Origin of the sequence: Roseicyclus marinus, assembly GCF_036322625.1 — a bacterium.
Classification (GTDB): Bacteria; Pseudomonadota; Alphaproteobacteria; order Rhodobacterales; family Rhodobacteraceae; genus Roseicyclus; species Roseicyclus marinus_A.
The window spans coordinates 869,576-893,582 of sequence record NZ_AP027266.1; the positions used below are offsets into that span (position 1 = coordinate 869,576).

Genomic DNA, 24,007 nt, shown 5'->3' on the forward strand with positions numbered 1-24,007 from the left:
GGAGCATATAGCAAATGGCACGTCTCAAGTTCCTGTGCGACGCCGACCGCTGCATCGAATGCAACGCCTGCGTCACCGCCTGCAAGAACGAGCATGAGGTTCCGTGGGGCATCAATCGCCGCCGCGTGGTCACCATCAACGATGGCCTTCCGGGCGAACGCTCGGTCTCCATGGCCTGCATGCACTGCACCGATGCGCCCTGCGCCTCGGTCTGCCCGGTCGATTGTTTCTACACGACCGATGATGCCGTGGTCCTTCACAACAAGGACACCTGCATCGGCTGCGGCTATTGCTCCTACGCCTGCCCCTTCGGCGCACCCCAGTATCCGCAAACCGCCAACTTCGGCACGCGCGGCAAGATGGACAAGTGCACCTATTGCTCGGGCGGCCCGGAGCCGGACATGAGCGAAGTGGAATACATCAAGTATGGCTCCAACCGCCTGGCGGAAGGCAAGCTGCCGCTCTGCGCGGAGATGTGCTCCACCAAGTCGCTTCTGGCCGGTGACGGCGACATCATCGCGGAAATCTACCGCGAGCGTGTCGTGACGCGCGGCTATGGTTCGGGTGCCTGGGGTTGGCGCACGGCCTATGGCGAAACCGTGACGGTCTGAAGGGAAAGAAGATGGCACAGCAAATCCACCGTCTGGTCGTTGCGTTGGGGCTTGCCCTGACGCTGGGCCTGTTCGCGCCGCAGGCCATGGCGCAGGTCAATCCGACCGCGCAATCGGTCACCGAGGAAGCGCTCTTCAACGCACTGGGCAACGGCGGCAACGTCACCGGGCGCATCACCATTCCGGATGCACATGCCGGACAGCTGATCGCACCGGAAAACCGGGCTTGGGCTGCGCTTCAGGGCGACACGCTCCATACGATCTCGATCTGGGCCGTGATCGGCATGGTCGCGCTCTTGACGCTGTTCTACCTCGTGCGGGGCAAGATCCGCATCGACAGCGGAATGTCGGGCCGCAAGATCCTGCGCTTCAACGCGATCGAGCGTTTCGCGCATTGGACGCTCGCGTCGACCTTCATCATCCTCGCTCTGTCCGGGCTCAACATCATCATCGGACGCACGGTTCTGCTTCCGATGCTTGGTGAGGGGGCGTTTGGCACGCTGAGCGCCTGGGGCAAGGTCGCGCACAACTTCCTTGCCTGGCCCTTCATGGTCGCGCTCGTCATGATCCTGGTTCTCTGGGTGATCCACAACATCCCCAACAAGGTGGACCTCGAATGGATCAAGCAGGGCGGTGGCCTTCTGAAGAAGGGCGTTCACCCGCCGGCCAAGAAGTTCAACGCCGGGCAGAAGATCATCTTCTGGGCGGTGGTCCTCGGTGGCGCGGCGCTGTCTTTCACCGGCGTCATGCTCCTGTTCCCCAACGAGGTCGCGAGCTTTGCCGATTGGCAGTTCTACCAGACGATCCACGCGCTTACCGCAGCCGTCCTGTCGGCGATCATCATCGCGCACATCTACATCGGCTCGGTCGGCATGGAAGGTGCGTTCGACGCCATGGGCTCGGGTGAGGTCGACGAGAACTGGGCCAAGGAGCATCATTCGCTCTGGGTCAAGGAAGTGAAGGGCGAAGCTGCCTCCGAAGCACGCCCGCACCCGGCCGAGTGACGGTGCGTTAGGAAATCCGCTGTTCGGCCCCGTGCGAAGACCGCGCGGGGCCGAATGCACCTCAAGCCCGATGGACGGAACCCGTGTCTGACACGAACGACAACCTGGTGATCGAGGCGTTGCGGGGCCTGACGCTGCCCGACGGGACGCCGCTTGTCGCCACGGACCGCCTGTCCGGGGCAACGGTCGACGGCCATCGCGTCAATCTTTCCATACGGACAAATCCCGCCGAAGCCGCCTCGCTGGCCGCTTTGCGCGATGAGGCGGAAGCGCGCCTGCGCCGCCTGCCGGGTGTGACAAGCGCCTTTGTCGTCCTGACCAGCGAGACGCAAAGCCCGAAACCCGCCCCACCGTCCCTGACCATGCCAAAAGCCGAAAAGGCCGATCCGCTCGCCTCTGTCGGGCATGTGATCGCCGTCGCCTCGGGCAAGGGGGGCGTGGGCAAATCCACCACGACCGTCAATCTGGCGCTGGCGCTGCGGGCGCAGGGCAAGTCGGTCGGCATTCTCGATGCCGATATCTACGGCCCATCCTTGCCGACCCTTCTCGGGCTCCATGGCAAGCCGCAGGCGGCGGGCCGGAAGCTCAAGCCGATGCAGGCCTATGGTCTCAAGGCGATGTCCATGGGACTGTTGGTCGAAGCCGAGGCCGCGATGGTCTGGCGCGGGCCGATGGTCATGTCCGCGATCACGCAGATGATGGCCGATGTGGAATGGGGCGCGCTCGACATCCTTCTGGTCGACATGCCCCCCGGCACGGGCGATGCGCAGCTGGCGCTTGCGCAGGGCACGCGGCTCTCGGGGGCCGTGATCGTGTCGACACCTCAGGATCTGTCCCTGATCGATGCACGGCGCGGCATATCGATGTTCCGCAAGGTCGATGTGCCGATCCTCGGCATCGTCGAGAACATGGCCCATTTCATCTGCCCCGATTGCGGGGGCGCGCATGCGATCTTTGGCCAAGGCGGGGCCGAGGCAGAGGCAAGCCGGCTTGCCGTGCCCTTCCTCGGGGCCATTCCCCTGACCATGGACCTGCGTGCCGCCTCGGACGCGGGTCAACCGATCACCGCTCGCGATCCCGACGGACCGCTGGGCAGACTTTACCAACAGATTGCCCGGTCCGTTCTGGCCGGGCTCGAACCCCGGCAGCGGGCGGCACAACCGACCCGCACCTGACAGGAGACCAACAATGAAAGCTTTTCTCGCCTCCGTGATCTTTGCCATCGCTCTCGCAGCCGGCGCGTCCTTTGTTCTGAATGACAGCTACCAGACCCCGGCATCGGCTGCCTTCACCACCGAAGGCGCGCGCGTGGGCGATCCCGGCTCGAACCTGCTGACCAACTGATCCAACGGGGTCCCGCCCATCGTGTTGCGTCTTGTTCGCACCCTGCTGTGCGCGGGGGCATTTGTTTGCATGGGTCTTACCGCAGCAGCGGCGCAGGGCACGTCAGGTCATGCGGGGCCTGTCAGCGCCTTGGCCACCGATGGTGAACGGCTGGTGTCAGGCGGTTTCGACGGGCGCGCGATACTTTGGTCGCCCGATCTGCAGACCGCGCGGGGCGTCGAGCGGTTCCATGACGGCAATGTCACGGCGACGGCGCTGCTGCCCGATGCCCGGCATCTGACGGCGGGACAGGACGGGCGCGTCGCGCTTTGGGGTGATGCAGGCGATCTGCTCTTTGCCACGCCGCACGGCATCTCCCCGGTCGCAGCGCTGGCCCTGTCGCCGGACCACACGGTGATCGCCGTCGGGTTCTGGGACGGGCGGCTGGTGCTCATGGATATCGAGGGGCGCGAGATTTCGAGTGTGCAGGCCCATGCCGGTCGGCTGGCGGGGCTGGCCTTTTTGCCCTCGGGCGATCTGGTCAGCGTTGGCGGGGATCTGCGCTTTGTCCGGTGGGATGGGAGCCTGTCGGTTCAGGCCAGCGCAGGCCTGCCCGATCTTCCCAACGGATTGGCACGTGTCGGCGACAGGCTGGCGGTGATCTTTGCCGAGGGGGCGCTGCGGCTCTTCTCGCCCGAGGGCGAGGTGCTGCCCGAACGGTTCCTGAGCGAACGGCCCTTGGTCGCTGTCACGGCCTCGCCCGATACGGTCGCGGCGGCAGCGGTTGATGGCACGATCTGGATACTTGGGGCCGAAACCTTGCAGGTCCGGGCCGAAATCGCGCCCGAGGGCGGGCCGGTCTGGGCCTTGGCGCTGGCGGGCGACACCTTGGTTGCCGGCGGGGCATCGGGAACGATACGCCGCCACGCCACCGCCGATGGCGCGCGGATCGGTCAGGCGCAGAGCATGATGGCCGATGCCTATGACGACGGTAGCCGCGGGGCCGAGGTCTGGCGGGCCTGTGCCATCTGCCATTCGCTGGAACCGGGTGATCATTCCCGCGCGGGGCCGAGCCTGCATGGCATTTTCGACCGGCCCATCGCTTCGGTCGAGGGATACGCTTTTTCGCCCGCGTTGCGGGATCTCGATATCGTCTGGACGCCGCGCACCGTGGCCGAATTGTTCGAGGTTGGGCCCGAGATCTATACGCCGGGTTCGCGCATGCCCGATCAGCGTGTCGCCGATGCTTCCGACCGGCAGGCGCTGGTCGAGTTTCTGGAGCGCGCCAGCCGCTGAAGCGCGCTGGCCCCTCCCGGCCCATGCGCTATACATCAAGAACCACCACGCAGGAGCCTTCATGCTTCCCAAGCTGCCCTTGTTGCCCGATCCCACCGCCGCGCGCCTGACGCGTGCGGTGCGCGGGCATGATCACACCGGCGCGGAGGTGGAATTGGCCGTGGTCGAGGAACGACCGCTGACCATCTACCTCAACAGCCAGGAAATCGTTACCGCCATGACCATCGGGGATTACCCCGAATACCTGGCGCTGGGGTTCTTGCGCAATCAGGGCATGCTGCGCGATGGCGACCGGGTGACGGGCGTCGAATATGACGAGGATATCGAAACCGTCGTCGTGCGCACCGACCGCCAGACAAGTTACGAAGACAAGCTCAAGAAGAAAACCCGCACCTCGGGCTGTGCGGTGGGCACCGTATTCGGCGACATGATGGAGGGGTTGGAGGGCGTGACCCTTCCGCAAGCGGAGCTGCGCACAAGCTGGCTTTACGCGCTCTCGCGGCAGATCAACACGCTGCCCTCGCTCTACCTGACGGCTGGCGCGATCCATGGCACGGTGCTGTGCCAGGCCGATAATGTGCTGGTCTACATGGAGGATGTCGGGCGCCACAACGCGGTCGACAAGATCGCGGGCTTCATGCTGCGCCATGATGTGCCTGCGGCTGACAAGATCCTCTACACCACGGGCCGCCTGACCTCGGAAATGGTGATCAAGACGGCGATGATGGGAATTCCGATCCTTGCCTCGCGCTCAGGCTTTACCGCCTGGGGGGTGGAAATCGCGCAACAGCTTGGGCTGACGCTGATCGGGCGGATGCGGGGTCAAAGGTTCGTGTGCCTGTCGGGCGAAAGCCGCCTGATCCGCGATGCCGATCTGTCCGCTGTCCCCGACGAGGAACGCCGCCACCGCCGCAAGGGCGCGGAGGATGACGGATGAGCGCGCCGCTTGGGGTCATTCTGGCCGGTGGGCGGGCTACCCGCATGGGTGGCGGCGACAAGGGTCTGCGCATGGTGGGCGGTCGGCGCCTGATCGATCACGTGATCGACCGGCTTGGCCCCCAATGCGGGGCCATGGCGATCAATGCCAATGGCGATCCCGCGCGGCTTTCGGAATTCGGGCTGCCGGTCGTGGCCGACAGCCTTGCCGATCATCCGGGGCCCTTGGCCGGGGTTCTGGCGGGGCTGGATTGGGCGGCGGGGCAGGGGGCCACGGCCATCGTGACGGCCGCGGCCGACACGCCCTTTTTCCCAAAGGATCTGGGGGCGCGGTTGATGGCCTCCGCCGGTCCCTCGGGGCTTTGCCTGGCGGCAAGTCCGGACGAAACGGGCCGCGTGCAGCGCCACCCGACCTTTGGCCTTTGGCCCGTGGCGCTGCGCGACGATCTGCGCGCGGCGCTGACGGCCGGGTTGCGCAAGATCGTGATCTGGACCGATGGCCATGGCGCGGGGCAGGCGGTCTTTGACAGCACGCCCTTCGACCCGTTCTTCAACGTGAACACGCCCGAGGATATCGCGGCTGCCGAAGCGCTGATGGGCGCGGCATGAGGGTCTATGGCGTCACCGGCTGGAAGAACACCGGCAAGACCACGCTGACCGAACGGTTGGTGGCGGAACTGGTGGCGCAGGGTCTGCGCATCTCGACCGTCAAGCATGCCCATCACGCGACCGAGATCGACCACCCCGGCCGCGACAGCCATCGCCACAGGGAGGCGGGTGCCGGGCAGGTGATCGTCGCCTCGCCCGTCCGCTGGGCGCTGATGACCGAATTGCGCGGGGCGGGGGAGCCGCCGCTTGCTGATCTTCTCGCCCATCTCGATCCTTGTGACCTCGTCCTGATCGAGGGTTACAAGACCGCCCCGCATCCCAAGATCGAAACCCACCGCAAGGCGGCGGGCCGTGATCTTCTGGCCCTGCAGAACCCCACGATCCGCGCCATCGCGAGCGACGGGCCGGTGGACAGCGCCTTGCCGCGCTTCGATCTGGACGATGTCGCGGGCATCGCCGCCTTCATCCGCGCGGAGGTGGGGCTGTGAGCGACGCGTTGATCCCACCGCGCCTGCGCAACGATTGTTTCGCCATGCCGCAGGGTGTGGCCTGGGTGCCCGTCGATGAGGCGCTGGCGCTGTTGCGCGCGCGGCTTCACGCGGTGACGGGCATCGAGGATGTGGCCACGTCAGGGGCGCAGGGTCGCATTCTGGCGGCACCCGTCACCGCGCGCCGGTCGAACCCGCCGCGCCCCAATTCCGCCGTCGATGGCTATGGGTTCGCCCATGACGCGACGGGGGACGGGGTGCAGCGCCTGCCGCTTGTGCCCGGTCGCGCGGCGGCCGGCCAACCCTTTGACGGGGCGGTGCCGCCCGGTCATGCCCTGCGCATCCTGACGGGCGCGATCCTGCCCGATGGGATCGATACCGTCGTGCTGGAGGAAGATTGCGCCACCGATGGGCAGGTCGTGGCCTTTGACGGGCCGGTCAAGCGCGGCATCAACACCCGCAAGGCGGGCGAGGATGTGACCGAAGGCGCAACAATCCTGCCTGCCGGTCGTAGGCTCACCCCCGCCGATCTGGCGCTTTTGTCGGCTGTCGGCGTGGCGCAGGTGACTGTTCATCGCCGCCTGCGGGTGGGTGTTCTGTCCACCGGGGACGAGCTTTTGCCCGATCCCGGCACGGACGCCGCGCCGCACCAAATTTTTGATGCCAACCGCCCCATGCTCCTGGCCTTGATCGAGGCATGGGGGTACGAGCCTGTCGATCTGGGCCATGCGCCCGATGATGCGGCGATCATCGCCGCGCGGCTCGATCACGGGGCGCAGCAGGCCGATGCGATCCTGACCTCGGGCGGCGCTTCGGCGGGGGACGAGGACCATGTCTCGCGCCTGTTGCGCGAGCGCGGCACCTTGTCGAGCTGGCGGATCGCGGTCAAGCCGGGCCGCCCCTTGGCACTGGCGCTCTGGGGTGGGGTTCCGATCTTCGGCTTGCCGGGAAATCCCGTGGCGGCGCTGACCTGTGCCTTGGTCTTTGCCAGACCTGCGCTGTCGCTTTTGGCCGGGGCGGGATGGGTCCAACCCCAAGGCTTCACTGTGCCTGCGGCCTTCACCAAGACAAAAAAGGCCGGGCGGCGCGAATTCCTGCGCGCGCGCCTGACAGAGGATGGCGCGGCAGAGGTTTTCGCCTCCGAAGGGTCGGGGCGGATATCAGGTCTCAGCTGGGCCACGGGGCTTGTCGAATTGCCGGACGAGGCCTGCACCATCAAGCCGGGTGATCCGGTGCGCTATATCCCCTATGCCTCTTTCGGGATCACGTCCGCCGGATGAGATAGGCCTGCGCGCCGTCGCCCGCGTCCTCGACCCCCAAAAGCTCGTGACCGCTTTCGGCGCAAAAGTGGGGCACATCCACAACGGCGGCCGGATCGCTGGCCAGAAGTCGCAGAACCTGCCCCGGTTGCATGGATTTCAACCGCTTGCGCGCCTTCAAGACCGGCAGCGGGCAGAGCAGGCCCAATGTGTCCAGCGTCGCATCCTCGACCATCTGTGCCTCATGTTCCGTGCAGGTCCGCGTTCTTGCAGACCTCGCTATCCTGCACCGATGTGCTAGTGCAAGTGTCGCGCAGTTCGCAAGGTCATGAAGACTGGCCGGGCGCGTCCGATCCGTGGCCGCAGCAGACGTGCGGCGCCATCCTGTCCGGCTTGGGTGTATTGTTCCTGTTTCTTGGCGACAGAGGCGCCGACGCGCTTACCGCGTGGTGCCGCCTCTCCCATCCCCATATCGCTGTCATGGCAGCCCGACCCGGTCTTACCCGGTGCCAAGATCGAGCGTCACCTGCGTTCCCTTGTCGTCCGTCCCGGCCTGAAAAAGCAGTTTCCAGCCTTCGGCCTTTGCACGCTGTCGCATGTTTTCCAGCCCACGTCCCCGGTAATGGCCTTTGGGGTCGAAGCCCTGCCCGTTGTCGCGGATCGCGATCTGGCCCGTGCCGTCCTGTTCGCCCCCTGTGACCGCGACATGGATCGCTTGGGCACCGGAATGGCGGATCGCATTGGCGACAGCCTCCTGCATGATGCGCGCGGCCTGCAACATCTGGCGTGGGCGCAGGTAGATGCGGCGAGACGCGTCGAGATCCCAGGTCAGATCCAGCGATAGATGCCGCGCGCGCGCCGCGATCCGTTCCAGCAGGCTGCCCAACACCGACCACAGGCTTTCGCCCTCGGCATCGAGGCTGTTGATCAGGATGCGCAGGTCGGCAAGGCAATCCTCGATCACCTCCACCGCCTCGGTCGCGGGAACATCGCCGCCGCGAAGCCGCATCTTACCGATCGCCAGCGTGTTGCCGAACCCGTCGTGGATATCCTTCAGAAGCGCTTCGCGTTCCGCGATGCGGGCCTTTTCGCTCGCGGCTTCCAACAGTGTCTGATTTGCGCGGCGCAGCGCCTGTTCGCTGATTTTCTGGTCGGTGATGTCCTGGATGACCCCTTCCCAGATCCATGTTCCGTCCGCCACTTGCCGAGGAATGGATTCCGCCACGATCCAACGCACCTGCCCGTCGACCAAAAGGCGCGTTTCCTCACGGAACGGTTTCCTGTGAACGAAGGCATGGGCGTTCTTCTGAACCCAGTCGTCGTAATCATCCGGATGCACACATTCAAAAGCACTCAACGGATCGGCCCGCGCCGTCTCTGCGTCGAGCCCCATGATCTCCAGGAACCTGCGGCTCATGAACCGAAACTGCGCGAGCTCGTCTCCCGGTTCGAGCACCATAGTATAGGTCCCGATCGGAATGTTCTCGGTAAGCTCGTAGGCCGTTTGCGCCAAGATGACCTTGCTTTCATCCAGCGCGTCGCGCAGCGCCGCCGCTTCAGCCGTCACCCGCTCCAGCTCTTCCATCACAGTTGTCACATCGTAGCTGAACCCCATGAGGCTCAGGGGCTTGCCCGTCGCATCTCTTTCGCCAATCCCGGCTAGAACCCGTCGCCAGCGCCATGTCCCGTCCGCATTAAGCCTCCGGTAAAGCAGCATGGCGGATTGCCGGGTGCCTCGCTCCATTTCGCCCATGATATGCAAGACATCTTCTCGATCCTCGGGGTGGAGAAGCATTTCCCATTTTGCGCGGTCCATGGTGAGTTTTGGGATGTCTTCGTCGAATGTCAGAACTCTGCCGCTCGGATCCCACTGGTTTTCTTGCCGCAAGATGTCATAGCGCACCATCACCGCCTGCGCGGCTTCCAGAACTGCCGCGAAAGCACGGTTGAGGTCGCCAGCCTCGGGCAGTTTCGTCAGGGTTCCGATCCATGTCGTGTCCGCTGTCGACGAAACAACCGGCTGCACGTCGATCGTCACGATGCGGATTTCCCCGCTGACCAGCAGACGTCCTTGCCAAGACATGTCTTGCGTGATGTCGGGATCGTGGAAGGCCGCATCGAAATCTGCGCGATCTTCGGGGTGAATCCTTTGGCACAAGGTGTCCCAAAGCCCGGTCGGCGCGCCCGGATCGACATCGAGGATCTGATACAAGGCCTTGCTGGCCGACCGGATGCGAAAGACGCCATTGGCGTTTCGATCGAGGCTGAAACCTGCTGTTGAGACTTGCGGTGATTTTTCGCCGGGCAAGGTCATTGGAATGCCTTTCTGGTCCTTCGAGAAAACAGCCCCACGAACGACACGCGAGCCGACACCTGCGATTTGAGGTGACGATCTACAGACAGTCCTGCACCGAAATCACCTTAGCAAAATTCGCCATGAAAATAAGAACTTTGAAGCGGTTAAGGCATCGTCGGTCCAAGTCCAATATCCCTACGGAGGGGCATTCCGCGACAGTCTGTCGGGCGTGATTATGGATATGGGCACACCCGCCCTCATCGTTAGCCATCTACACCCAAAGGGACCGCCCGGTACAGGTGCGGCGAGAAAACGGAACGGGGGGACATGATGGGGATGAAACTGGGAGAGGGCCACGACAGCGGAGCCGCGATCAACCTGCGATCGGAACTGCGCGCAAGGATCGGGGTCATGCTCAAGGACGGCATCCCCAAGGACCCCGAGGCCTTCCATGTCTTTTTGCGCAAGGCGCGGGCGGGCGAGCATTTCTGTTACGGACATTCCGCAGGCCCCTTGCCGACCTCGACCAAGGCGCTGGCGCGGCTTTTCTATGAAAAGGGCTATGTCGCCCTTGTCCAGAAACGCGAAGGTGCCGTGACCTACTACCTCGCGCAGCGGACATCGCGGCCCTTCGCGGGCTGAGCCCGCACCGTCCCTCGCATACGTCCGGCGACCGCAGAGCGGTGCGCCGCCTGGTCCATGGATTTGCGGTGTAGGTCTGATCTTGCGGCGATCCGGTTCGGACCTGCGGACCGACTGCAAAAGCGCATGGCCGGGAATCGCGCATGGCGGGGTGTATTCGCGCAGGACCGTTCCCCGCACCGCCCGACCGCCATGTCGCGCCCTCCGTCCCTGCGCAAAGAGTGCCTCGTTACGGCTCTTCCGCCTATCTTCCAGGGATTTCAGACCTCGGCCGGTGGCGATGCGCGCAAATTCTGTGCCCGTTCCTGATACCGGGGCATGAAGGATCTGGCGGTGTTCTGGCCCGCGGCCCACCGCCTACTCCCTGCAGCGCGATACCCGACCAAGGTCTGAAGTTTTCTGGTCCCTTGGTGCTCAAGCTCGTTCGACCGTGAGCGCATCCCCCGGGTGACGCCCCCCTGCATAACGGCAGGTGATGAAAGCGGGCCGGATCCCGCGATTCACCGAGATTCTATCTAAGGGGACATTCCAATGGTTTACGTTAACACCAACGACCTGAAGCACATTCTCGACCAGATCCGCATCGCGGAACAGCACGCGGCCGGGACGCCTTTGACCGAGCTGGTGCTCAACCCGCTGCTGCCGCAGGGTCTGCGCCTCGTGGATGGCACGCTGAACAACCTGACGGCAGGCCGCGAAACCTGGGGCTCCGCCGACCAGGTCATGCCGCGTCTGCTTGATTCGACCTTCCTGACGCAACCCGACAGCGCGCATCTCGCGGATCCGAGCCCCCGCGCCCCGCAGGGCGGTGCGACCTCCTACCTTCAGACCTCGGGCTCCGTCTATGACGCGGATCCGCGGATCATTTCGAACCTCGTGGCTGACCAGACGCTGGGCAATGTGGCGGCCATCGCCGCCGTGCTCAAGCAGAACGGCATGACCGGTCAGGCCATGCTGTCGGCTGCAAACGAGATTTCGGCCGCCCATCGCGCCGTTCTTGATGCACAGGCGGCAAGCCTGAACGTCGATGCGGCCATCGCTCTGCAGCGCAGCGCATTGACGACGGCACGCGATGCCGCCCAGAGCGCTCTGACCGCTGCCACGAGCGACGTTGCCACCAAGACCACGGCCAAGACGCAGGCCGATCAGGCGGTTGTCACGGCTCAGGGCAATCTCGACATCGCGTCCGCCGCGCTGGTCGCCGCCCAGACCGCCGGCGATGTCGGCCCGGCGCAGGCCGCGTTGCAACTGGCCCAAGCCACGCTGACCGGCGCACAGGAAGCGCTGAACCAGGCGCGTGCCGAGCTTGCCACCGCCGAAACCAATGCAGCCGATGCCCTGTCCGCCCGCGATGCCAAGGTTCTGGAAATCCAGCAACTTGAAGCCGCCAAGGTCCAAGCCGATCTGGCGCTGAGCGATGCTCAGGCAGAGCTCACCAGCCTTCAGACAGCCCTCGCTGGCACCCCCGTGCCGACCGGCCTGACCACCGCGCAGCAAGCCGTCAACACCGCGCTCGGCAATGTCGCTTCTGCGGAACTGGCTGTTGCCGATGTCAACGCCCGCCTGCAGACCGCACAGGGCGAATTGACCACCCTGAACACCCAGCTCGCAACCGCCCAGGCGACTGTCGCGACGCGCCAGGGCGAACTGGCCACTGCGCAGCAAGCTGCGATCGACTCGCAGGCCGTCCTCGATGCCGCCACGGCGCTCAACACGACCGAAGCGGCCGAAGCTGCCGCCGCACAGACCGCGTTCATGACCGCATTCGCGGCCTATCTGGCCAGCCCCACGACGAACTTCGTCCAGATGAGCGCAGCCGCGGCCATTTGGTCCGCCGAACGTGCCGAGGCGGATGACGCCGCAGCCGCGCTTGCCCGGGCAATCGAGCTTGATAACGAGGCCGATGGCAACGCAGCTCGTGCACAAACGGCGCTGACCAATGCAACTGCGCTTGTCGCCACCCTGACCGAGCAGCGCGATGCAGCGCAGACGCTGGTCAACACCTTGACGACCGAGCAATCGACCGACGCCGCAGCGCTTGCTTCGGCCGAAGCTGCGCTGACCCAAGCGAATGCCGCGCTCATGGCGGCCCAGACGGCCAATGCGGCCTATATCGCGGCCCAGAACGCCGTGACGGCCCAGCAGGGCGTTGTCGACACCGCGACCACGACGGCCAATGGGGCCGCTGCCGCCGTGACCACGGCGCAGGGCGAGCTGACGGGTCTCAACAGTGATCTCACCGCTGCCAATGGCGAAGTCATCCGTCTGAACGGTGTCGTGACGACCGCCGAAGGCGATGTGACGACCGCCGAAGGTGACGTGTCCACCGCACAGGCAACGCTGAACGCTGCACAGGCTGCCAGCGTCGAGATCGGCGTTGCCATGGCACAGGTCGCGACCGCGACCATGGCGCTGACCTCTGCCATGACGGCTGCGGCAACCGCTGCGACCGAACTGTCCACGGCCGAGGCCAACGAGGCGACGCTGCAAACGACCTTTGATCAGGCCGTTGCCGCCCTTGCCGCCGTCGACGCACCCGAGGCCGCCGCAGCAGCCATCGCAGCCGCAGAACTGGCTGCGATCGAGGCACAGACCACCCTCGACACGCTGCTGACCACCCATGGCGTGGCGATGGACGGCAACAACGTCCTCATTCCCGATGTCGCCCCCGACGAAGGTCTGTCGGCGCCCTACAACAGCTGGATGACCCTGTTCGGTCAGTTCTTCGACCACGGGCTCGACCTGGTCGGCAAGGGCGGCAGCGGTACGGTCTACATTCCGCTGATGCCCGATGACCCGCTCTATGTCGAAGGCTCGCCCACCAACTTCATGGTGCTGACCCGCGCCACGAACCAGCCTGGCCCCGATGGCATCTTGGGCACGGCCGATGACGTGCGCGAACACTTCAACAAGACCACGCCCTGGGTTGACCAGAACCAGACCTATACCTCGCATGCGTCCCACCAGGTGTTCTTGCGTGAATACGTTCTGGATGCGAACGGCAAGCCCGTCGCCAACGGCAACCTGCTGCACGGTTCCGCCGGTGGCATGTCCACCTGGGGCGATGTGAAGGCGCAGGCGGCAAACCTGCTGGGCATCCAGCTCAACGACAGCGACGTGCTGGACGGCCCCCTGCTGGCGACCGACCCCTATGGCAACTTCATCCCCGGTGCGAACGGGATGCCGCAACTGGTCGTTCCGAACGAAGCCTTCGCGACCGATCAGACCCAGCCGCCCTTCATCCTCGTCGAAGGTGATCTGGCGAACCCCGTCGATGCAAGCCAGGCAGTGCGCAACGGCCATGCCTTCCTCGAAGACATCGCCCATACGGCAGTGCCCAAGGGCATGATCGACCACGACCGCAACCCCGCCACCCCGATGATCGAAGTGGCGCCGGATGCGGATACCGAAACCGGCAACGCGATCATCCCCAACGACTTTGGGATGAACGAAACCTACGACAACGAGCTTCTGGATCGGCACTACATCGCCGGTGACGGTCGCGGGAACGAGAACTTCGGCCTGACCGCCGTGCACCATGTGTTCCATAACGAACACAACCGCCAGGCAGCGGCGATGAAGCAGACCATCGTGGAAAGCGGTGATGTGGCCTTCATCAACGAATGGTTGCGTGAACCGATCACCGAGGCCGATCTGCCGACGCTGTCGGTCGACGCCCTCGCTTGGAACGGTGAACGTGTGTTCCAGGCGGCGAAATTCGCGACCGAGATGCAGTACCAGCACCTCGCCTTCGAGGAATTCGCTCGCCACGTTCAGCCTCAGATTGCAGCCTTTGGCGTGAATGGCAGTGCCGAGATTGACGGTTCGATCTTCGCCGAATTCGCCCATGTCGTGTACCGCTTCGGCCATTCGATGCTGACCGAAAACGTCCACACCATGGATGCAAACGGCGTGAACACCACGACCGGCCTGATCGAAGCCTTCCTCAACCCGGTCGCCTACGACCAGAATGGCGCGATCACCCAGGACCAGGCTGCAGGGGCCGTGGTGCGTGGTATGACGCGTGAGACAGGCGCCAATGTCGACGAGTTCATCACCAGCGCGCTGCGTGACAACCTTGTCGGCCTGCCGCTCGACCTTGCCGCGCTCAACATCGCACGGGGCCGGGACACCGGGATACCGTCGCTGAACGCGGCCCGGGAACAGTTCTTCGCGGCAACCGGCAGCGAGTGGCTCAAGCCCTACGACAGCTGGATGGAGTATGGCTCGAACCTGAAGAACCCGGCTTCCGTGGTGAACTTCATCGCGGCATACGGCACCCATGACACCATCACCAGCGCCACGACCGTCGAGGCCAAGCGCGCAGCGGCGATGGACCTTGTCCTTGGTGGCGAAGGCGCACCGGCTGACCGTCTGGACTTCGTGAACGGTACGGGCGCATGGGCCACGACGGAAACCGGCATCAACAATGTCGAATTCTGGATCGGCGGTCTGGCCGAGGCGATCATGCCCTTCGGCGGCATGCTGGGCTCGACCTTCGGCTTCGTGTTCCAGCAGCAGATGGAAAACCTTCAGAACGCTGACCGCTTCTACTACCTGTCGCGGACGGCCGGGATGAACATGCTGGCTGAGCTGGAAAACAACTCCTTCTCGATGATCATCACGCGCAACACCGACATCAAGGATGGTGGGGCACATGTTCCTGCGCAGATCTTCTCGTCGATGCAGCACATCCTCGAGGTGGATCAAACGCTCCAGGCGACGCCCGATCCGCTGTCGGACGAGGTCGACCCCTTCCTTGCAGGCATGGGCCGGTCCCTGGTCGAGCGGGCAACGGCAACCGTGGATGCCCCCATCGTGGACGGCACCCTCAACTACGACAACCTGCTGCAGTTCAATGGTGGCGAGCATGTCGTTCTCGGCGGGACCAACCAGCGCGACAAGCTTGTCGGCGGTCTGGGCGATGACCACCTCTGGGGGAATGACGGCAACGACCTTCTGATCGGCGGTGCGGGGGTCAACACCCTGCGCGGTGGGGCCGGTGACGACATCATCCGTGATGGCGACGGCGCGTCCTTCCTGCACGGCGACGAAGGCAACGACGTCATCTCAGCAGGCGGCGGCATCGGCGAGCTCATGTTCGGGGGCGCCGGCAATGACGCCATCCTGATGGGTCAGGACGATGCAGCTGAAGCCTTCGGTATGGACGGCAACGACTTCATCGTCGGCGGCGCTGGTGCCGAGTTCATGTTCGGTGGCGAAGGCGACGACTGGATCGAGGGCGGCGACGGCTTCGACATGCTGATGGGCGACAACGGCGACCCCTTCGGTGGTTCGCGCATCATCGGCCATGACGTTCTGGATGGCGGCGCCAACGACAACGACCTGCTTGGCGAAAGCGGCGACGACATCATGATCCAGCGCGAAGGCGTTCATGTGAATGATGGCGATCTGGGCTTTGACTGGGTGTCGCACAAGGATGCCTTGATCGGGGCCGATATCGACCTGACCCGGCGTCTGGAACTGCCCGGCCTTGCCGTGATCCGCGACCGCTACATCAACATCGAAGCGGCCTCGGGCACGGTGCATGACGACAAGCTCTTCGGTGATGACCGGATCGGTGCCGAGCTTCCGGTGGGTGCTGACCCCCTGATCAACGAAGCGACCTTCTTCGGCAATGAACTGACCCAAGCGGGCGTGGACCGTATCGCGGGCCTGCGTGAATTGCTGGGCGATCTGATGGGGGCGGATGCTCTGGCGACCTTCACGGGGGGCAACATCCTCCTGGGCGGTGGCGGCAGCGACACCATCCAGGGCCGTGGCGGCGATGACGTGATCGACGGGGACAAGTACCTCAATGTCCGCATCTCGGTGCGCGATCCCAACGATCCGAACGTCGAACTGCGTACCGTCAACAGCTTGGCCGAGATCACGAACGAACTGCTCGACGGGTCGATCAACCCCGGCCAGCTGCAGATCGTGCGGGAAATCCTCGACGGTGGTCAGCAGGGAGATGTGGATACGGCCGTCTACTTCGACGTCCGCGCCAACTACAACGTCCGCGCCAATGCGGATGGCAGCGTCACGGTCGAGCATATCGCGGTTCCGGCAGCGGGTGATCTGGGCATCGATGCCAACAACGGTCGACCGAACCCGGCAGCGGGCGATGGCCGCGACACCTTGTGGAACGTCGAGGTCCTGCGCTTTGCCGACATGGAAATCGACCTGCGCACCGATCCGGCCAGCAACGGCGTCTTCGTCGGCACCGCTGGCGCGGATGTCATCGACGGCACCAACGGGCCCGACGTGATCTTTGCCGGTGCCGGCAACGACACGATCAACGGTCTGGCCGGCAACGACCTGATCTTTGCCGAAGCGGGCTCCGACACGATCATCTGGAATGCACCCAACGGCGGGTATGACGTGGTGGCCGGTCATGGGTTCGTCAACGATGGCGGCACCGACATGCTGATCATCAACGGCGACGGCACGGAAACCGGCTTCACCATGTACACGGTGGCCGCATGGGTCGCCGCAGGTGGTACGCAACCGGTCGATCCGCTGTCCGAGATCGTGATCACCCGCACCGCGAACGGCGTGGAAACCGCGATCATGGAAATCCGTGGCATCGAGGAAATCACCGTCAACGGGGTGCAGGGGATCGAGACCATCACGGCGGTCGGCGATTTCGCCGCAACCTCGCTGGCACCCAACACGATCTACGTGAACGGCACGGCAGGCGACGAGGTCATCGACTTCGCGGGCTTCCTGTCCAACCAGCGTCTGGTCGTCGATGCGGGTGCAGGGGATGACATCATCACCGGCGGCGCAGGCAACGACATCCTGATGGCTGGCGATGGCGATGACGAACTGACCTGGAGCGTCGGCGGCGGCAGCAATGTCGTGGACGGTGGTGCCGGCCAGGACCTCTACACCATCAACGGTGACGGTGCCGACGAAACCTTCCGCGTCTATGCGGCCAGTGCCTGGACGGGTGCGCCGCTTGCGGCGGGAACCGATATCGTCATCACCCGTGAAGCGGGTGCCGGCGAGCAGGTGATCGGCCAGTTGCAGAACATCGAGGAGATCCAGATCAACACCGCTGGTGGTGCCAACAACGTCGAGGTCTTTGGTGACTTCAACAACACCGCGTTGAACTTCAACACAATCGCGGTGACCACCGAAGGTGACGTGAACGTCGATGTCTCGCAGCGTCTGTCCACGCACCGCGTGTTCGTCGATGCGGGTGGCACGGCCCAGAACGCGGCACGTTCGCTGAACGTGGCGGGTGTCGTGACCGAAGGTGACGTTTTCCTGATCCCGGTCGATCCGGCCACGCTGACGCGGACCATGGTCGGTCTGACCGTCACCGAGACATCGGGGAACTTCACGATGACCTATACGGTCGACGCGGTGGATACCTTCCCGGTCCTGGTGCAGTCGGGCACGCCGATGGCTGCCGCCCTGCGCGGTGTCGCCACGGTCAACGAACAGACCGGTGTGCCGGAAGGGTTCGGCTTCGGTGTCCTGACGCGTGGTGCAACCATGGTCACGGCAGATGACATCGCGGCTCTGGAATACATGGTGGGTGTGCGGGCCGAGGCCCCGATCCTGCCGCCCGAGCCGGGTCAGCCTGCCGAAAACGAGCCCGCAAACCTCCTGCAAGAGGTGCGCGACATGGAAGGCTTGACCAACAACGCCCAGAACCCCGACATCTCGGGTGCGGCGACGCTGCCCTACATGCGGGTGACCGAGGCGCGCTATGCGGGCGTCGGTGAAGACGGCGCTGGTGTCGTCAACCCGGTCTTCGACGGGCTGGATGCACGGGCCATCTCCAACGTCCTGGGCTCCCAGGAGGCGGACGCGGCCAAGGCGGCTTCGGTCAACATGTTCATGATGTCCTTCGGTCAGTACTTCGACCACGGCCTCACGTTCATCCCGAAAGGGACCGGTCCTAGTGGCAATCCGCTTGCGCCGATCGAGATCGGTGGCTTGGGGGCGTCTCGCAACCCGATGGAAAACAACCCGGCCGACCTGACGCGGGCAAACGTGGTGGGATATGATGCAGACGGCACGCCGCTGCATGAGAACCTCACCTCGCCGGTGGTCGACCAGAACCAGGTCTACGGTTCCTCCACGCTTGTCTGCCAGTTCCTTCGTGAGAGCGATGGACAGGGCGGCTTCGGATCCAAGATCCTGATGGGTGCCGCTGATCCTTCGGCAGATGGCTTCCAGCTGATGTCGACGCTGCGTGAGACGCTGGATCACCACATCGACGCTGGCACCGTGTTCAAGGGTGCGGGCCTGCCGGCCGAGGGCATGACGCTGCTCGATTACTATCCGGGTCTGCGGGATGCCGATGGCAACTACGATGCTGCACAGGTGAAGATGCTTTCGGGCGACTTCATGGGTGAGGGCTGGCCGCTTCTGATCGACACCAACCCGTTCATGAACCTTCTCGACCACTATGTGGGCGGCGATGGGCGCGCGAACGAGAACGTCGGTCTGACCGCGGTGCACACGGTCTGGGCTCGCAACCACAACTACCATGTGGACCAGATCAAGGCGGCAGGATTTGCCGGCTCAGAGGAACAGCTGTTCCAGGCCGCGCGGATCCTCAACATCGGGGAATACCAGCAGGTTGTGTTCAACGACTTTGCCGACAGCCTCCTGGGCGGTCTGCAGGGCTCGGGTCGCCACGGCCATGACGAGTACAACCCGAATGCCGATGCCCGCATCAGCCACGAGTTCGCTGGCGCTGCCTACCGGTTCGGTCACTCGCAGATCGGGGAGATGATGACGCTCAAGGATGCTGATGGTAACTCCATCGAAGTCCCGCTGTTCGATCTGTTCCTGAATGCGACGGACAATCCGGCAGCTTTCCAGGTCGATCATGACCGTAACCCCGAAACGCCGATGCTGACCGGTGTGGATGCGGTGAACGTGTTGACGCAGATGGGTTATGTCCCGCAGCCGGGCTATGCCCAGCATGGGGTGGCGAACATCCTTGGCGGTCTGATCGAACAGCCTTCGGAACAGATCGACACGCAGGTGGTCGACGCGGTCCGGACCGATCTGGTGCGCAGCCCCGCTGACCTCTTCGCCTTCAACGTCGCCCGTGGCCGCGATCTGGGGCTGGGTACGCTCAACCAGGTCAAGGCAGACCTGGCCGCGTCCACCGACCCCTATGTCGTGGAAGCGATCGAACAGTCCAACATGAACATGGACCCCTATGCTTCGTGGGAAGACTTCCAGGCACGGAACAACCTGTCGGATGCCGAGATCAACAAGTTCAAGGCAGCCTATCCGGACCTCGTGCTTGCAGGTGACGACATCGCGGCCTTCCAGCAGGTCAACCCCGACATCGTCCTGCGTGACGGTGAGAACGGCACCAAGATCGTGGACGGCATCGACCGTGTCGATCTCTGGGTCGGCGGTCTGGCGGAAAGCCACATCGAGGGTGGCGTCGTCGGTCATACCTTCTGGGTGCTGATCCACGAGCAGCTCGACCGCCTGCAGGAAGGCGACCGGTTCTACTACATCGACCGGATCGGTGACCTGCCCGTCTACAACAACTTCATCTCGAACATCACGTTCGGCGATGTGGTTGCCCGCAACACCGGGATGACGGATGTGCCGCTCAACGTGTTCAGCCATGTGCCGGAGGCGGCTGATCAGCCGGCGCCGGTGGCTGGGGCGGCTCCGGCAGAGGCACCTGCGGCGGATGCACCTGCGGCGGATGCACCTGCGGCGGATGCACCTGCGGCGGATGCTCCGGCAACGGATGCACCTGTGGCGGATGCACCCGAAGCGGAAGCTCCGGAGGCACCGGAAGCACCGGAAACAGGGGCATCGGCACCCGAAGCACCTGCACCGGCAGCACCCGAGGCACCCGCACCGGATGCGCCTGCGGCAGAAGCACCTGCGACAGAGGCACCTGAGGCAGAGGCCCCCTCTGCGGAACTGCCCGAGCCCCAGATGCTCAACGGCACGGATGCGGGCGACATGCTCAAGGGTGGCGACGCCAATGACGTCATCCGCGGAGGGGCAGGGTCCGACTTCCTGATCGGCGGTGCCGGTGACGACATGGTCATGGGCGGTGCATGCAACGACGACATCCTCGGCGGCGCAGGCAACGACATGCTCTATGGCGATGCGGGCAATGACCGGATCTTCGGGGACGATGGCGATGACATGATCGTCGGCGGCACCGGGTCGGACATGCTCTACGGCGGTGCGGGCGATGACACGTTCGTCGGCATGGATGGTGACGGCAACGACATCGTCTATGGCGGGGCCGGGTCCGATACCCTCGACCTTTCGGCAATGACCGAAGCGTTGGATATCCGCCTGGGCAATGCCGGAACGGAGCGTGGCTCGGTCAACACCGCGACCCAGTCCGACACGATCTGGAGCATCGAGAACGTGATCGGCGGGTCCGGGGACGACCGGATCGTCGCAAGCGAGGCGGTCAACGTCCTCGATGGCGGCGACGGCAACGACACCTTCGTGTTCGAGACGGCATCGAGTGCCAATGGCACCACGATCCTCGGGTTCAGTGCGGGCGACGTCCTGTGCTTCCGGGACATCGATGCCGACAGCAGCACCGAGGGCCACGATGCCTTCACCCTCGCGGGTCGTGACGCAACCATCGGTGCGGGTCAATTGACCTACTCGCACGGTGCCGAGGACGGTGAAGACTTCACCACCGTCACCGGCATGACCGACAAAGGTGAGTTCCAGCTCAAGCTGAGCGGGCACATCACCCTTGATGAGAACGACTTCCTGCTCGGCTGAGACGGTCTTCGTTCTTATGAGGCGGCAGCCGGGATGTCCCCCCCGGCTGCCGCACCTCGCCCCCCGAGAGCCGGGGCGACCTGATCCGCCAGGGATGTTCCCAGGCCAGATCACACCAAACGGGCCGCCGATGCTGTCGCGCCCCAAAAATCCAAAGAATTCATGCCTCGGGAGGCTCCGCCGATGTCACCGCGTTTCTGGCTTGCGCTTGCGTCCGATCCTGCCTCCCCGCTGTGGGGGCTCTTCAAACCGGACGCTTCCGGGATCGATCTTGCCACCCTTCAGGCCCGTCTGGCCGAAGCCCTGGCCGAAGACGAGGACCTCAAGGACCGGATCGAAGAGTTCAGGGACTGGCTTGAGGAAAACGATATCGATTTCGATCCTCCCGCCATGGCCTCCCGCAAGATCAAGGGCACGGCACAGAACGATGAAATCGACCTGACATCGTGGTCCACGGCCAAGGTTGACGGACGCAAGGGCGAAGATCTCGTGCGTCTGGGCGATGCCTTCTGGGAGGCGGATCTGCACGTCGACGGCGAAAAGCTGGTTCTCGTGGACCGCATCACCGGGCAGGAAACAAGCCTCAAGCGGATCGAACAGGTCGAGATCGGCGGGCATGTCTTTTCCGTCGACGCCCTCGCCGCCTCCATCGAGGAGGGCAAGACGCCCTTGGTGTTTTCCGACGGTCTGGCGCGGATGAAGGTGAATACCACCGATCCCACGCCCAGCGTGCTCTGGGACCAGATCGTGCAGAACCTCGTGATCGAAACCCAGTTCGGACCGACCAATGCGGCGCGGGTCTATTCGATCCTGCACACCGCCATCTACGATGCCTATGCCGCCCATGACGGCCAGGCGCTACGTGTCTCCTTCGATGTCGCGGGCGACAATATCGAGGTGCAGGACGCCGATCCCCGCTCCGTCGAGGAGGCGATGCATCACGCGGGCTACACGGTTCTGGCGACACTTTTCCCCGATCATCGCGGCATGCTCGACATGGTCATGCAGGACCGTCTCGGGATCGATCCCGGCGACGCTGACAGCGATGCCGCACTGATCGGACAGGATGCGGCGCGCGACGCGATGGCATTGCGGCTGCAGGAACAGGCGCGCGTGGCCCAAGACCCCGCCGCACGCTACACGCCCCAGAACCCGAACCCGGATCAGGTGCTTGTAATGGATGCCTGGACGCCGGAATGGCGCGACACGCCCGCAGGCCGCGAGCTGCAGAAATTCCTGAGCCCCGAATTCCCGTTGCTCGAACCCTTTGCGCTGCCGGAAAACCCCGATGGCACCACCGATTTCGCGGCAATCCGGCCAGCAGCCCCCGAGCCTTTCTTCTTGCCGGGTTTCGCGGAGGCGCAGATCGACATTCCGACGCGGACCCTGACACTTGCGACACCTGCCACCATCGGGGGTGTCGACTATCCCGCAGGTGCCCGGATTGCGGTGACACGCGACCTTGTGGGCGAGGTGATCAACCCCGGTTTCATCACGCAGGCCGAGCAGCTGATCGACATCAGCGCCAACCTGAGCGTGCAGGATCGCGCCATCGCCGAATTCTGGGAGGACGGTCCCGGCACCTCCTATCCGCCGGGCACGATGATGACGCTGGCGCAGATCGTCTCCACGCGGGACGGTCACGATGTGGCCACCGATGCGCAGCTGTTTCTGGCGATGGGCAATGCCATGCTCGATGCAGCGATCGCGGCCTGGGATGCCAAGGTTGTCTATGATTACGCCCGGCCTGTGCAGGCCATCCGCGATTTGGGCGAATTGGGATTGATCGGCAGGCCGGGTGTGGATGCGCTTACAAACGAGGCTGGATATGTCATCGATGCCTTCGCGGGCTATGATCCCGATACGGGCGCAGGTCTTGGAACACAGACCATTCTGGCGCGGAATTTCGTGACCTATCAATCGCCGACGGGGGATTTCTCCCCGCCTTTCGCGGAATACGTTTCCGGGCATTCCACGTTTTCCGGGGCTGCCGCGGCCGTGCTGGAGAGTTTTACAGGGGATACGGCATTCGGGGTCGGGACGATACTGCCGGCAAAGGGCAGCGATTTCGATCCCACTTTCCCGGAAAACAGCCTGACGCTCTATTGGCCGGATTTCGACACGGCCGCGCAGGAGGCGGGTATGTCGCGGCTTTATGGCGGTATCCATTTCCAGGACGGCAATACCGCCGGTCTGGAGCTGGGAACGCAAGTCGGCGAATATGCGGTCGACGCTGCCTCACAGTTCGCAAACGGCACGGCGTCAGAGCTTGACCGGCCGTTTTCGGAATGGATGTTCGGCTGACCTTTCGGCCCGACCGGCGCAAGGACGGCGCGGCGGCATTTGCTGTCGCGCTCAGCTGGGCGATCGGTCCATCGGGGTGTTGATCAGGGTCAAGAGCTGATCGGCGCGGTGGGAATCGAAGGGTTTGGGCAAAACGCCGTTCATCCCTGCGCTGAGGCATTTCTCGATATTGGAACGGGCCGTATGGGCCGTGAGCGCGAAAATCGGCAGGGATGCCCCCGGATGCTCGCCGCAGCGCATCCGGCGGGTCGTTTCGAACCCGTCCATGCGCGGCATGCTGAGGTCCATCAAGATCACGTCGAATTCGTTTTTCTCGACGATATCCAAGGCATCGAGACCGCTGGCCGCTTCGACGACGCTATATCCGCGCCGTTCCATGAGAACGCGAACGACGAGCCGGTTGGTGGCGTCATCGTCGACGACAAGGATCCTTTTTTCTTCCTCGACCTGCATGAGTGGTAGCTAGCTCGAATCCGGAATG

15 protein-coding genes are annotated in these 24,007 nt (G+C 64.2%); 12 read left to right on the forward strand and 3 right to left on the reverse strand.

Annotated features, from left to right (window positions below; translation table 11 throughout):
- Positions 1–14: 14 nt before the first annotated feature.
- The 9 genes from fdh3B (at position 15) to glp (ending at position 7,547) form a co-directional block, all read left to right on the forward strand.
- A complete protein-coding gene (gene fdh3B, locus AABA51_RS04245) occupies positions 15–611 on the forward strand; it encodes a formate dehydrogenase FDH3 subunit beta (RefSeq protein WP_168622861.1) in 597 nt (198 codons plus the stop codon).
- An 11-nt stretch (positions 612–622) separates the two neighbouring features.
- Positions 623–1,615: a formate dehydrogenase subunit gamma gene (locus AABA51_RS04250; RefSeq protein ID WP_338274716.1), complete on the forward strand. Its 993-nt coding sequence runs from the start codon at positions 623–625 to the stop codon at positions 1,613–1,615.
- 83 nt (positions 1,616–1,698) lie between these two features.
- Entirely contained in the window at positions 1,699–2,790 is a 1,092-nt protein-coding gene (locus AABA51_RS04255; RefSeq protein ID WP_338274718.1) for an Mrp/NBP35 family ATP-binding protein, read from the forward strand.
- Positions 2,791–2,803: 13 nt separating this feature from the next.
- On the forward strand, positions 2,804–2,959 hold the full coding sequence (locus AABA51_RS04260; RefSeq protein ID WP_338274720.1) for a hypothetical protein: 156 nt from the start codon (positions 2,804–2,806) through the stop codon (positions 2,957–2,959).
- A gap of 69 nt (positions 2,960–3,028) precedes the next feature.
- Positions 3,029–4,234 carry a hypothetical protein gene (locus AABA51_RS04265; protein ID WP_338274722.1) on the forward strand — a complete coding sequence of 402 codons (1,206 nt, stop codon included), beginning with the start codon at positions 3,029–3,031 and terminating at the stop codon, positions 4,232–4,234.
- A gap of 61 nt (positions 4,235–4,295) precedes the next feature.
- Positions 4,296–5,171, forward strand: a complete 876-nt coding sequence (locus tag AABA51_RS04270; protein WP_338274724.1) for a formate dehydrogenase accessory sulfurtransferase FdhD — start codon at positions 4,296–4,298, stop codon at positions 5,169–5,171.
- The gene (mobA, locus tag AABA51_RS04275) at positions 5,168–5,779 is read left to right on the forward strand and encodes a molybdenum cofactor guanylyltransferase MobA (protein ID WP_338274726.1); all 612 of its coding nucleotides are present in this window, start codon (positions 5,168–5,170) and stop codon (positions 5,777–5,779) included. Before AABA51_RS04270 ends, mobA begins: the two co-directional genes overlap by 4 nt.
- A complete protein-coding gene (mobB, locus tag AABA51_RS04280; RefSeq protein ID WP_338274728.1) occupies positions 5,776–6,267 on the forward strand; it encodes a molybdopterin-guanine dinucleotide biosynthesis protein B in 492 nt (163 codons plus the stop codon). The genes mobA and mobB overlap by 4 nt, the downstream gene beginning before the upstream one ends.
- A gap of 44 nt (positions 6,268–6,311) precedes the next feature.
- Entirely contained in the window at positions 6,312–7,547 is a 1,236-nt protein-coding gene (gene glp / locus AABA51_RS04285; RefSeq protein ID WP_338276434.1) for a gephyrin-like molybdotransferase Glp, read from the forward strand.
- Here the strand turns inward: glp and AABA51_RS04290 are convergent.
- Positions 7,531–7,761: a sulfurtransferase TusA family protein gene (locus AABA51_RS04290; RefSeq protein WP_338274732.1), complete on the reverse strand. Its 231-nt coding sequence runs from the start codon at positions 7,759–7,761 to the stop codon at positions 7,531–7,533. The two genes, glp and AABA51_RS04290, sit on opposite strands and share 17 nt — an antisense overlap.
- A 264-nt stretch (positions 7,762–8,025) precedes the next feature.
- Entirely contained in the window at positions 8,026–9,840 is a 1,815-nt protein-coding gene (locus AABA51_RS04295; protein WP_338274734.1) for a PAS domain-containing sensor histidine kinase, read from the reverse strand.
- 309 nt (positions 9,841–10,149) lie between these two features.
- On the opposite strand from AABA51_RS04295, the gene AABA51_RS04300 reads away from it, so the two are divergent.
- The 3 genes from AABA51_RS04300 to AABA51_RS04310 all read left to right on the forward strand — a co-directional run bounded on the left by AABA51_RS04300 (position 10,150) and on the right by AABA51_RS04310 (position 23,526).
- Complete coding sequence (locus AABA51_RS04300; RefSeq protein ID WP_338274737.1) at positions 10,150–10,464, forward strand: hypothetical protein; 315 nt, start codon at positions 10,150–10,152, stop codon at positions 10,462–10,464.
- Positions 10,465–10,995: 531 nt separating this feature from the next.
- Positions 10,996–21,222 carry a peroxidase family protein gene (locus AABA51_RS04305; protein WP_338274739.1) on the forward strand — a complete coding sequence of 3,409 codons (10,227 nt, stop codon included), beginning with the start codon at positions 10,996–10,998 and terminating at the stop codon, positions 21,220–21,222.
- A 183-nt stretch (positions 21,223–21,405) separates the two neighbouring features.
- On the forward strand, positions 21,406–23,526 hold the full coding sequence (locus AABA51_RS04310; protein ID WP_338274741.1) for a vanadium-dependent haloperoxidase: 2,121 nt from the start codon (positions 21,406–21,408) through the stop codon (positions 23,524–23,526).
- Positions 23,527–23,577: 51 nt separating this feature from the next.
- On the opposite strand, the gene AABA51_RS04315 is transcribed toward AABA51_RS04310, so the two are convergent.
- Positions 23,578–23,979 (reverse strand): response regulator, encoded by a 402-nt coding sequence (locus tag AABA51_RS04315; RefSeq protein ID WP_338274743.1) that lies wholly within the window; start codon positions 23,977–23,979, stop codon positions 23,578–23,580.
- Positions 23,980–24,007: the final 28 nt, after the last annotated feature.